The sequence below is a fragment of the Pseudomonas phytophila genome (assembly GCF_025643095.1).
GTDB classification, from domain to species: domain Bacteria; phylum Pseudomonadota; class Gammaproteobacteria; order Pseudomonadales; family Pseudomonadaceae; genus Aquipseudomonas; species Aquipseudomonas quasicaspiana.
Window position 1 is genome coordinate 744,477 of the sequence record NZ_CP081201.1, and the last position, 13,068, is coordinate 757,544.

7 protein-coding genes are annotated in these 13,068 nt (G+C 53.7%); 2 read left to right on the forward strand and 5 right to left on the reverse strand.

The window, feature by feature from the left end; all coding sequences use genetic code 11:
* Positions 1-515: 515 nt before the first annotated feature.
* Positions 516-935, forward strand: coding sequence for a hypothetical protein (locus K3169_RS03255; protein WP_231677883.1), 420 nt, complete (start codon positions 516-518; stop codon positions 933-935).
* Between the two features lie 261 nt (positions 936-1,196).
* On the opposite strand, the gene K3169_RS03260 is transcribed toward K3169_RS03255, so the two are convergent.
* From K3169_RS03260 to K3169_RS03280, 5 genes are all read right to left on the reverse strand, one after another.
* Positions 1,197-1,457 carry a hypothetical protein gene (locus K3169_RS03260; RefSeq protein WP_231677884.1) on the reverse strand — a complete coding sequence of 87 codons (261 nt, stop codon included), beginning with the start codon at positions 1,455-1,457 and terminating at the stop codon, positions 1,197-1,199.
* A gap of 120 nt (positions 1,458-1,577) precedes the next feature.
* The gene (locus K3169_RS03265) at positions 1,578-3,110 is read right to left on the reverse strand and encodes a hypothetical protein (protein ID WP_263269932.1); all 1,533 of its coding nucleotides are present in this window, start codon (positions 3,108-3,110) and stop codon (positions 1,578-1,580) included.
* Positions 3,111-3,197: 87 nt separating this feature from the next.
* Positions 3,198-4,763 carry a hypothetical protein gene (locus K3169_RS03270; RefSeq protein WP_263269934.1) on the reverse strand — a complete coding sequence of 522 codons (1,566 nt, stop codon included), beginning with the start codon at positions 4,761-4,763 and terminating at the stop codon, positions 3,198-3,200.
* A gap of 268 nt (positions 4,764-5,031) precedes the next feature.
* Positions 5,032-7,011, reverse strand: a complete 1,980-nt coding sequence (locus K3169_RS03275; RefSeq protein ID WP_263269936.1) for an autotransporter outer membrane beta-barrel domain-containing protein — start codon at positions 7,009-7,011, stop codon at positions 5,032-5,034.
* 702 nt (positions 7,012-7,713) lie between these two features.
* Positions 7,714-10,296, reverse strand: coding sequence for an autotransporter outer membrane beta-barrel domain-containing protein (locus tag K3169_RS03280; protein WP_263272206.1), 2,583 nt, complete (start codon positions 10,294-10,296; stop codon positions 7,714-7,716).
* An 804-nt stretch (positions 10,297-11,100) separates the two neighbouring features.
* On the opposite strand from K3169_RS03280, the gene K3169_RS03285 reads away from it, so the two are divergent.
* On the forward strand, positions 11,101-13,056 hold the full coding sequence (locus K3169_RS03285) for a hypothetical protein (RefSeq protein WP_263269938.1): 1,956 nt from the start codon (positions 11,101-11,103) through the stop codon (positions 13,054-13,056).
* The last annotated feature ends 12 nt before the right edge of the window (positions 13,057-13,068 follow it).

Genomic DNA, 13,068 nt, shown 5'->3' on the forward strand with positions numbered 1-13,068 from the left:
GAATGAATTCACTCCCACAGGGGCTTTGCCAGATTCCGGAAATTGAGCCCGGTTGACTATCTAGAGATGGGAGCGAATTCATTCGCGAAGACGGCATGTCGGGCGATGGAGATGTATCGGATGTACCGACCCTTCGTGAATGAATTCACTCCCACAGGGGCTTTGCCAGATGCCGAAAAATTGAGCCCGGTTGACTATCTAGAGGTGGGAGCGAATTCATTCGCGAAGGGGGCATATCGGGCGATAGAGATGTATAGGATGTACCGACCCTTCGTGAATGAATTCGCTGCCACAGGTTTTTACCTGACGCCGATGAATACCCGTTTCATCCTTTGCAGCGACCAACGGACTGTCATGTCTGACAGTAGACGCCCTGTTTTTTTCGTCCCACAGTGGTCCTGGACTGAAGGAGGTCCTTCAGCTCTTTAACCCTGTACGGGCATGTTCAGTATTTGGCGAGTTGGAGGCAATTGCTTATTACAGGGATTGAGGTTTTTAACTCAGGGAGTTAGATCATGGAACATATACAGAATGGTGACTTCGGTACCGGCAAGCTGGACCCTTGGCGTCCCGTGATGGGTTCCACCATTGATATTGTCGAAGAGGATGGTCGCTATCATGCGGTACTAAACGACAGTGACAAGTTGAACCAAAGCGTTCGAATCGCGGATGTACAACCCCGGCGGTTCTTGCTCGCCGTTGAATTGAAAGTGGTCAATGGTACTGAGGAGGATAAAGGGCAAGTGCACTTGCTTTGGTCATCGAATGCCATATTCAGGACGTACTATCCTGCTGTGTCTGATGACTGGGCGACCACTACGTTTGATTTGTTTGTCTCGAATGTAGCGACTACCAACAATATCGAGGTACTGGTTGAGCCTCGATTCACCAAGGAGGTTTTGGTGAGAAGAGTTTCCCTCAGCGATGAGCGATAACGCAAACACTGACGCAGCCTAAGTGTGGAGTCGCTTGGGTAAGCGTGTGATGTTTTGAACACATGCAGGAGAGAATTCATTCGCGGATGACCCCTTCGCGAATGAATTCGCTCCCACCGGGCTGTGCCTGACGCCGACAAATTGAGCTCAGGTACCGATCTGAGGTGGGAGCGAATTCATTCGCGAAAGCGGCATGTCGGGCGATGGATATGCATCGGGTGTACCGTCCCCTTCGCGAATGAGTTCCCTCCCACAAAACGCTTAACCACGGCCCTGCTTGTACTCCACCAGCCCCGGCAACAGCTGTTTATCAATCGCCTGTCTCACCGCCGGTAATATCGTCGCGCTGCCGGTCAGCATCTGCTCCACCAGGCGCTTCAATGCGGTGGCGCGACCGTCGGTCAGGCCGCATACAACTTGCGCGCAGGCCTGCTCGGCAGTTGCGCCCGCAGGCACTTCGAAGCCAATTGATCGTAGCTGGCTGATCAGATCTTCCTGGTCAATCAAGTCCGCGTGCATCATCCCGGGCGCTCCATTTTTTCTGAGGTATGGAGCGATTCTGGTAGCGGACAGGCCTCTCTACAAGAGACGTTGTCCTGAATGGCTACGAACAGGTCGTTTTTGGCAGGATATCAAGATTGATCACGGCTGAACCGCTTGATCCGCTGCGTTGTAGCTGAAAGGTCTGCCGTTGAGTTGCGCAGCGTCGACCCTTATGACTGGCACCCAAAGGCCTGTCTTATTCTTGAGCTTGGTTTGGTAGGCCTTTGCTTCAGCCACCGACGCTTTAGCCGGATTCCACCAGAATGCTTCAATAGGCAGCCTGTTTCCGATGTCCGGCGGCCAAGTGGCAATCATCACCTCATTCCATGCCGTTTTATAAGGGAAATTTATATTTGCCCGGGCTTGAATGCTCACCTGAAACTGCGACGCGTCCTGAGTGCTCAATGAGCACTGATACGCTGCACTTGGAAGGGTAGCTGCGTGGGCACTCCACTGCGCCAATGTTCGAACGTTGATACTGGCGCAGGAACTCAAATCGGCAGCGATATTACTTCTGGGCCTCATTCCACAACCCTTGTCGCGCATGTTCCCAGAAGTGCTGGCGTTGTGAACATAAATGCACAGGTACTCGACGATCTTATTGGTGGCGATCGCTTTTTCCTGTGAGGTAAATATCAATCCGCTATCGCGTATAGGCGTAACGTTGGCGTCGACTCTCATATACGAAAAAGAGGTGCCGCCCACGGCGATAGCGCCAGCAGACGGATTCCAAGGGTCAAAGTTTCCGTTCTGTGTTCCACGTATCACCACCCCGTTGCAGTAATACGCCGGCGTATTGCCCGGGCAACTTGCCCGCGTATCGGTATACCGGGCATTAAGTGCCGCGGCTATTGCGGCTCCATCGGAGGGGAGTGCGTTGATTACCTCAATCGAAAGTGGCTCTGAGATCTTGAGTGGATCATTACCAATACCCACGCTGTAGGTCAAAACAGCCGTGCCCCCTACGTCCTTGGCTACCTCTGCTTTTGGAATTTCAAATGTTAGCGGGCGGGTGGCGCCTACCGTCTGCAGTGGAGCGTCATACTGGGATTTGCCTTTCCAACGCATGCCGACGTTGTGGCCGCTAGTAATGCCTGGGTAAGTAGCGGTGACGGGTGCCGTTGCCCCCATCGTTGCCAGATCAAGCTTGCCGTTGGGTGCGGCTGGCATTGCAGGCTTTGGATAATCACCACCCGGTGCCGGTGTGCCGATGACTTTTATGGCGCGAGGTTGTGATATCTCAAGTGGATCACCACCCACTCCGACGCTATAGGTCAGCACACCGTTGCCGCCAGCATCTTGTACGAGGGTGGTTTTTGGAATGGTGAACGCTAATGGGCGGGTCGCGCCGACCGTCTGCACGGGGGCGTTGTAAACGTTTTTACCCGTCCATCGTAGTCCCACGCTATGACCGGTAGTGATCGCAGGGTACGTAACGTTTACGTTGGCATTAGCGCCAAGGTTTTGAAGGACAAGTTCGCCATTGGGCGCTTCAGTTACCGTGGCTGGAGGAAGGTCCAGAGCGCGTGGATGTAATTGCTCATCGGTGACCGATAATTGCTGCACCACGGAACAGCTGCTTATCAGCAGGCTCATGCACAACAAAACTGCCTGAACGGTCTTTGTAATCATATGGCCTCTCTTCGAATAACACCGCCAGGTGACGGTGATTCGTGGTACTAGCTCACAAATATCTTCACGCCTTTATCTGTTTTTTGATCAAGGCTGAACCGCCTGGTCACCGGCGTCATAGCTAAACGGTTTGGCATTGACCTGCGTAAAGTCGAGCCGGATAACGGGCACCCACAGTCCGGTTTTCGTCTTGAATTTAGTTTGATAAGTTTTAGCTTCTTCCAGCGATGCGGGTACGTTGGTCTTCCAGAAGAACGCTTCAAGTGGCAGCTTGTCGCCCGTGTCCTGTGGCCAGGTGGTAACCATTATTTCATTCCACTGACGCCACACACTAAGTGCGGTATACGCGCGCGCTTCCACACTGACTTGAAACTGAGCCGCATCCTGGGCGCTCAATGAGCATTGATACGACGGAGCGGTTAAAGGTGTTGAATACGTAACCCACTGTTCAAGTGTCCGCACGTTCACAGCTGTGCAGGAACTCAAATCCGCCTCTGAGATGCTTCGTGTTCTGATACCACAGCCTTTGTCTTTACGGCCAGCACTCAGCGTTCCGGCATCGCTAGAGTATATGCAGAGATATTCCATGGCCTTGTTGGCCGCAATCGCGTCAGCCTGAGCTGCAAAGATAAAACCACTGTGGTGATAAAGGTTTGTAACGCCCGCATCGGCCCTCATATAGGTAAACGAAACACCACCTAATGTAATAGCGCTATTGGCTGGATTCCAAGGGTCATAATTTCCGTTTTGGGTGGAGCGAATGATCACCCCGTTGCAGTAAAATGACGGAGTATTACCTGCGCAACTTGTTGCAGTATTGCCGTACCGGGTATTGATCGCTTCCGCGATGGCTGCACCATCAGGTGGAGGACGATTGATGACTTCAATCGGGAGCCGCTCGGAGATTTTCAGCGGGTTACCATCAACGCCGACACTGTAGGTAAAGTAGCCTTGGGTACCCAGATCCTTGGCGATCTCTGCCTTGGGCATGGCAAAGGCCAGCGGCCGTGTGGCGCCAACTGTCTGGACAGGGCGAATGTCATAAATGGCCTTGCCCGTCCATCGCATCCCGACCGTGTGTCCATTGGTGATGGACGGGTAGGTTGCGGTGATGGTCACCGTTTCTCCCGCCGTGGCCAGATCAAGCTTGCCGTTGGGAGCGGAGGGCACGGTTGGGGGAGGATAGTCAGGATTGGGAGCAGGTGTGCCAATGACCCGGATAGAAAGCTGTCGCGAATATTCGATCGGGTTATCGCCGACACCCACGGTGTAGGTAACTACGCCTGTCTCACCAGAATCCAGTTCAAGGGTTGTTTTTGGGATGGTGAACGCTACCGGGCGAGCTGCGCCCACAGTCTTATGGGGGGCGTTGTAAGTGGTTTTGCCTGTCCAGCGCAGCCCGGCGGTGTGCGTGTCGGCAATTGCGGGGTAAGTGAACGTAACGTTGGCATTGGCCCCCAGATTATCCAGTACCAATTCCCCATTGGGGGCTTCTGTCATAGTGGCCGGAGGCAGATCCAGAGCAAGGGGGTGTATTTGTCCTGCGGGGACGGTAGTTTGACGGTCGTCAGCCGGGGTGAACAGGTTAGATACGCAACCATGAAGCAGCAGGCAGATGAGCAATAATGCGGCAGACCGGGCTTTAATAGTCATCATTGCCTCCATGGCAATAAAGCTTTAAATCAATAGGTGATTTTGGTCCGTGTTAGACGAGATCATTAATGGTGGGTGATATACCGAGTTTAGGCCAGGTGTTTAGCCGCCGTGAAAAAGTACATGAACCGAATCGCGATGATAAAACAGGCTATGATTCCAAAGCCGTTTTACGGGGCGGCGGGTATAGCCAATCGCGATAATGTATATTTCGGGCCGGGCTATATAAAAAAGGGCCCAGTAAGGGCCCTCAAAAAGCGGTCAATAACTACCAGTTGTAACGTACGCCCACATTCACGCCCCACGGCTGTTCGATATTGCGGCCTTTCATGTAATCAAAGTCTGCATGCACTTGCAGTACATCCGTCAATTGCGCCGCAACACCAGCACCCAGTTCCACACGGGTCCCCGACAGGTCGTTATGGAAGCGGGAATCGTTGATGGTCACCTTGTTGGAGGTCACTAACTCACGGGCCACGGCGGCCTTGACATAAGGCTGTACAAAACCGCCCTCTTTCAAAGCAAATTTGCGGCCTGCGTGGCTACCGACTTTGCCGAGCACCGAGTCAGCCTGGTTGCTGCTGGCGTCCATACCGTTATCCAGCGTGTAGTGTTCACCACTGACCCACAGCGCCGACACTTGTGCATAAGGCTCAACAAACCAGCCATCATCAAAGCTGATGTGCTTACCGGCTTCAACCGAACCGCCCACGCCGTGGTTGGTGTAATCACCTTTGGTTTTTGCTCCGTCGCGCATCGTCACATCGGCGGAGTTTTGAAAGCGGTTGGCCTTGATCAACGCATCGATATAGAAGCCGTTATCCAGTAGCCAGGTGCTGTACGCACCTACGTAGTAACTGTCGATCTTGCCCTTGTTACCCTGCTTGAGGTCCAGATTGGACTTGCTGTAACCGCCCATCAGACCTACCAGCCACTGACCATTGCTGCTGGCGACTGGCATGTCGGCACCAAATGAAATGCCTTGCTGTTGCTGGGAGTATTCAACGCCACTGCCGGCCGACATGTTGTATTTGTTGCCATAGGTGCGCATCCAGCCGCCACCTTCGTTGCTGCCGATACGCAGTTCGCCCATACGGCTACGCAGTGTGGCGGACTCGCCGTACCAGACAGTCGGCGCTGCGCTGAACAAGCCGATGGCGACTTCTGTGCTTTTTGATATCTCACCGGTTTGTACCAGGAACCAGTCATTGCCGCCCGTACCGTTCGCACGTTGTTCCAGTGCGTAGGCGTAAGTGCCGGTATCCACGAGACCGTCTTCGCTGTCGACTGCAAATTGCGCGTCGCCGCCTTCGATATGCACCAATTGGCGATCCGCATCCCCCGCTTTCGGGTTTGCACCCGTGTTTTCGACCAGCAACTTGTGGTTGCCAGTTGCTGTTCCGGACACATTAAGTTGGTCGCCTGCATTGGCAGCCAGATCGGTGCCCAGTGCGAAGGTGCCGCTACCGTTCAGTTCGGTGACATCCAGTTGATGAAAACTGGCGTTGCCATCGGTGCCGCGCAGATCAACCAGACCATCGTTCAGGCTAAGTTTGCCTACGGTTGAATTGCCTTCCATGACCCAGCGCGACGAATCGTCGATGGTCAGTGAAGTGGCGTTGGTGATGGTGCCGGTCAGGCTCGCATGGTTTTTCAGATCCAGATCTGCAACCGACCCACTCTCGACCAATACATCGCCGATCAAACGGCTGTTGTTGACGTTGAACTGGACGGTGGAATTCTTCTCGACTTCGAGAATCACGCCGTTGCCACCCGTCAGGGTCGAGCCATTGTTGACGTCGATGGCTGCAACCGAATTAGGCCTGGAACCTTCCGAAACAAAAATGGCGCTGCCGGTTTTGCCGGTAACCGATGAGTTGTCCAGCTTCAGGGTGCTCTTTTCGGAGTTCGCGAACTGGTCGGAGAGCATCACGATGCCACGATTGTCGCCCGTGATGCTACTGCCGTTTTGTACGTTAGCCGTCGCCCCTACCAGAACCATACCTACGCCGCCGTCAATAGCGCCATCGATACCCGTGCCAGTGCCATAAACCGAAGTTCCGTCCAGCGTGACGATGCTGTTGAATGAAGCTGATACACCACGCGTTACACCCTGGATCACACTATTGACGGCAGTGATTTTCGATCCGGTCAAGAGGCCGTTGATATCCGTGACGCCAATAATCCCGTAAGAAGCAGTAGAGGTGACATTGGTGTTGGTCAGCGTTACATCGCTGTCTGTCAGCAATATACCGCTCGTTGTCGATGTTGTTACGGAACCTCCGTCAATAGTGATATTAGAGCCGGTAGTAGCCTGGATAGCATCGGTCTTTCCACCCGGCGTGATTACCAGGGTAGCGCTACGGAGGGACCATTCTTCTACGGTGTCGCCATCATTAACAGTTGCCGATTCACCAGGAGCTAGCGCTGCGGCTCCAGCGGGATCAATGGTCGCGAAAGTAAGGCCAATTGCCAGCGCTAGAGAGGTAGAAGGTTTGCGAAGAGCAAACTTGGTAATACACATGTAACGACACCTTGCATTGAAAACAATGCTGCTTGTTTAAAAGAGGCGCCATTTAATAGAAATGGACTACAGAAATATCTGAGGACATTCCTTTAATCTTGTAGGAAATTTCCTTATTTGTGTTTGTAGAGGCTTTTTTAGGAACTTTAGGGTAGGCGGTCTGAATAGCCCGACACTTGCAGGGGGGACGCGAATGGTAACGGGTTGAATTGTTATCAGTCAGGGCTGCGATGGAGGCCCGTGGTGGAACAGTCTTTAGACCGGGAAGCGGTATTTCTGACGACTTATTAATCAGCGACTGGCCCTGACTCCTCCCGGCGAAAGCCAGTCCTGCGAGTCGGATCAAGCTTGCGGGCAGACGTAGAATCCTTCACTGGCGAGCGCCACTCGGGCCACAGCCTTTTTGTTCACGGACGCGACGCGTTCTTACCACGAATAGCGCAGACCTGCATTCACCCCCCACGGTTGTTCGATGTTGTCACCATTGCTGTGATCGATATCGGCGTGCAACTGAAGGACGCTGGTCAGTTGCGCTACCACCCCGATGCCCACTTCACCACGTGTACCGGACAAATCGTTATTGAAGGTGTTGTCGTTAACATTGACCTTGTTGTTTTTGGCAAACTCCTGCGCTATTGCGACCTTTGCATAAGGCTGCACAAACCCTCCTTTTGTGAGAGGGAACGTACGGCCAAAATGGGTCCCGACCTTGCCCAAAAAAGAATCCGCCCTATTACTGTCAGCCTCCAGGCCATTGTCCAGACGGTAATCCTCGCCTTCTACCCACAAGGCGGATACCTGAGCGTAGGGCTCGACGAACCAACGGTCAGCCAGTTGGATGTGTTTACCTGCTTCCACTGAAGCGCCCACGCCGTAAGTGTCGTAATCGCCTTCCGACCGTTCGCCATCACTCATGCGAGCATCGGCTTTATTGCTGAATCGATTAGCTTTGAGCACTGCATCAACGTAATAACCCGAGGTCGACAACCAGGTGCTGTATAAGCCGGCATAGTAACTGTCCACGTCGCCCGTCGAGCCGCGCCGCAGGTTCAGGTCTGAATGGCTATAACCGGCCATTACACCTATTAACCATTGTCCGTTAGAGGAGGGCAGTGCAGTGTCGACACCCAGGGAGATGCCACTCTGGTTCTGCGAATAATCAACACCATCGCTCGTTGCGATATTGAACCTGTTGCCGTAAGTCCGCGCCCAGGCGCCGCCTTGATCATGACCATTGCGCAGTTCGCCCATGCGGCTGCGCAGGGTGGACAGTTCGCCATACCACACGGTGGGTGCGGCGCTGAACAGGGCGACAACGGTTTGCGCACTTGGCGTCGGGATGGGCTCGCCAGCATCATCTTGCGCCTGCACCAGAAACCAGTCCGTGCCGCGCTGTTCCAGTTGATACGTAAATGCCCCTGCATCCACAGTGTCGCCCTGAACCGCAAACGCTGCGTCGCCGCTGCCCGTGTGCACAAGCTGCTGCGCGTAAGTCTCCTTGACCGGGTCAACGCCGGTGTTCTGGACTTGCAGGACGTGGCTGCCGGTTGCATTACCCGTGATGTTGATCAGGTCACTTTGATGCGCCGCCAAGTCCGTACCCAGTGCAAAGTTGCCGCTGCCTGACAGGCTGCCCAGGGTCAGCGTCTTGAATGCCGGATTACCCCCGCGCAAATTTACCGTCCCGCCAGCAATGGCCAGGCTGCCCAGGCTTGAACTGTTGGTCATGTTCCAGACCGAGGTGCTGTCAATGTTCATCGCTTGAGCGTTGGTGACGGTGCCGCTCAATACGCCCGTGTTGGCAAGGGTGATCGTTGCCGGGGTGGACGCATCCTGCACGATGTCACCCGTCATTGTGCTGCTGTTGATGTTGAGTGCACCTATGTTGTTCAGTTGCCCGGTGATCACAGCATTGTTGGTCAGCGTAACACTGGCAATCGAGCCGCTGTCCTGGTTAACGCCTCCGGTGAGGGTACTGTTGTCCAGAGTCAAGCTGCCGATATTAGTCAGTTGCCCGTTCCAGCTGGAATTGTTAGTCATCGCTACAGATGCGGTGCTTGCGGCTGGCACCGTGACGTCTCCGGTTACCGTGCTGTTGTCCATGTTGACGCTACTGATATTGCTCAGGTTGCCTGTCAGGCTACTGCTGTTCATGTTCAGGCTGGCGATGTTGGTCAGTTGCCCGTTCCAGCTGGAATTGTTAGTCATCGCTATAGATGCGGTACTTGCGGCTGGCACCGTGACGTCTCCGGTTACCGAGCTATTGTCCATGTTGACGCTACTGATATTGCTCAGGTTACCGGTCAGGCTGGCGCTGTTGCGCAAGGTGATGTTGGTGGTGGACGCCGCCACGGCTGACACGTCGCCGTTCAACTGGCTGTTATCGACGATAAGGTCTGCTAATGCATTGGCAGCCACATTGAGAATAATGCCGTTGCCCGCTGTTAGCGTCGAGCCGTTCTGCACCGTTATCGACGCGGTGGTGATCGCCGCATCACCGACCACCAGAATAGCGTCGCCGTTGGTGCCGACCACAGAAGAATTATCCAGAGTGAGTACCGGCAGATTGGAGCCAGCGAATTGATCTGTCAGCAGTATTACACCTCGGTTAGCGCCGGTAACCGAGCTGTTTTTCAGGTTGGCGGTCGCGCCCACGACGGTCATGCCGAGGCCCCCTGAACTCGGGCCGCCGGTGCCCGATCCAGTGCCTATGACCTGAGAGTCTGTCAGGTCCAGTTGACTTCTGAACGTCAAGTTGACGCCGCGTACAGCACCGGTGATTACTGTGCTGGAGACCGCCGCGGTATTGCCTGTCCCAGGCGTTACGTTATTGGTGATCAACTCCAGACCAAAGTTGACACTGGAGGTGATGGTCGACCCTGCAATGGTGGCTGTGCTATTGCTGAGGGACACGCCTTTGGTGACGGTGCTGTCTGTCGTCGCTCCGTCCATGATCAACGTGGAGGCAGTACCCCCGGCGATACTTTGTGTGATTGCGCCCTGTGTCACGGTCAATGTGGCGCCTGTCAGCGTCCAGCTTTCTGCTGGTGTTCCGGCATTGACGGTTTCTGATTCCCCGGGCCCAAGCACCCTCGCCTGTAAGGGGCTAGCGCAGGCCACGGTCAATACGCAGGGTATGAGGTAGCATTTGCACAAACAGTTGATATTCATACCGTATCTCCCTGTGGATGATGCATGTGCGCTTTACAGTGCGTGGGCACTTTTAACGGAGGGGCTTGCCGTCGCGTCAGGAAGAACGGCCCCTGAGTTTTTCAACTCAACAAAGAGAGCAATGATTTACTACGCACCCACTTATGCCGCTCAAACGCTTGAGTACGAGAATTATGAATAAGCTTTCCGTACCAAGGTGCGGATGGCTATAGAGGTAAAGCTCTATTTGGTAGAGTTGTCAATTATCAGGGTTGTTTCTCTGTATGGCTGTAACGGCGGTGTTACGGTTCGTGATATTGGAAATAAGTAATTGTTTCGTTATTGCGATTTGCTATTCATGCGATATTCCATTTGGAAGCAAATGCAAGGGGCGTGGCTTCGAAATAATTACTGAGCTTGAGTGCGCAGGATATCCAGCGCCGCCTTTAATAAAAAGCGATGGAAAACAGCAGGATAAGCATTAAATGTTCTGGATATTGGGTACTGAAACCTTGTTTTCAGCGCTGCCACTGTCATTTATGACAGTGGCGCGGTACGAGATCGACGCTAATACTCACTCCAACTGCACAGCCGCTCGAAAGTGTATCTGCCCCACCCTGGAATTTTCCACCCGTATTTAATTTTTGTCAGGAAGATAAAGTCATGTCTAACAAACAAAAATACTCACGCGTCATTCGTCATGGAGTAAAGCCGTCAATTGGAGTCACTGCGCTTAGGCAGCCACAAGCGCCTGAGATGTTACCGGATGGCAGGCTGCCCCTTGCTGTAATGGCTGCTCCTTTGAAAGTAGTGATCCCCGTGATCAGTGAGTTAACTAACCCGGTATGGGACAATGTAGTGTTGTTCTGGGATAACGTCGAAGTACCGGCTTCAAGGTATAATTTTGACCCTGCTGACACCACTGAACACGAGCTTGAGCTGCCCGTGGACGTAATGACCGACTCCCCAGAAGGCGTGCATCAACTCGATTACGTCACGAGGTTAAGTGCTGGTCAAAATGAGACAAGGGCCAATGTACCGCTGACGCTCATTATTGACAGAACTGCCCCAGGGGGCAGCGATCTGGGGCCTTTGATTTTCAATCTCGCCGTTGATGGGGTGGTCACCGAGTCAGATCTAAATGCTGCAGGTGAATTGGTAGCAACGATTCCAAACTGGAACGGGGAGGGAATTGGCGACGTGGCCACGCCTGAAATAGCCCCGAAGGCCCTTCCATTGCCCGCAGACTGGCTACCACTGACAGGCAGTCAAGAGACGGTCACCATCGTTGGCGCCCCGCTGAGCTTCAAACTGCCAAGGGCCGATCTGAGCACGGTTGATGGCGTGCAATCGTTCAGCTGGAATGTCGTTGATCAACTCGGTAATGTGCGTCCTCCTGATGAACGAGCGCCTGCAGTGCGTTTACGGACCTTGGTAGGTTCGCCCCCTTCCAATCTCTTGGCACCTGTTGTACCCGCTTTCGATCTTCACGAAGTTGTGACCTGGGCGGATGCTCAGGGGCCGCTTCTAGTGGATATTTCGCCGTACGACAATATTGCGGAAGGTGACATGATTGTTGTCACCTGGGGTACGCAAGAAGAGCTTCCTGCTCCTATCGGGAAGTTGCCAGCAGTACCTCCGCCGCTGCCAGATCCGATCATCAGCGTGAAAATGGACATTAAAAAACTCATTGCTGAGGGCGATGGCCCTGTAGCGGTCGCCTACCGTGTGGAGCGCGGGATCGATAAGTTCGGTCCCTCTCCTGCTACCACCGTTCTGGTAAATCTCACCATCCCGGGAGGCGAGGATCTTTTTCCGGAAACCCCTGAGCACGAAAACCTGAAGTTACTGAAAGTGACTAGCTCCAGCGGCCAGCAGAACGTTATTCCTGCGGCGGATTTCGACAAAGACGGTGTGATTACCATTTACCATCTGGGGGAAGATGGTGGTGAGGTATTTGTGGCCACCGACACTGTTGAAGTTTCATGGGGGCCCACTTTGAAGATACCGTTCACTGTTATAGACCCAACGGTCGATCTGGCTATTCCACTCGACAGCGACGACATCATCCAGAAAGGCCCCAAAGGGGCCTTCGATGTCAGCTACACAGTCAGCCGCGATCTAGGCGACGGGAATCCACCTCAGTTTGGTATTGCTCAGTCTTTACCGACTAATGTCAGGGTAGTGTCTTCTGCCGAAATCCCAGGCGGCGGTGCGAATCTGGTAGACCCGAATTTCACGGAAAAAGATGCCAACAACGTGATCAACAAGGCTGCTGGCATGGATGGCACGCCTATCCGAATCACCCTCCCCATTGCGAACATGACGGTGGGTGATTCACTGCATCTGAGGTTTGCCGGGCATTACAGCCTTACTGATCCCAATGGCGCTGAAATCCCGGACTCCCAAGTGGAACTCGTCCATCCGCTTCTGCAACTAGACATTGATGCCAAGTATTACGATTTCATCATTACTGAGCCCCAGTTGAGGTTCATATGTGAGGGCTTGGGGACCGCTATTTACACCGCGACAAACAGTAAGGGTGAGGTAGATTCTGCAAAGATCCCTGTCACCATCAGCGTAAGGGCCGCCAATTATTGTATTACTCCCCGACCTTGACGGCGCACCGAT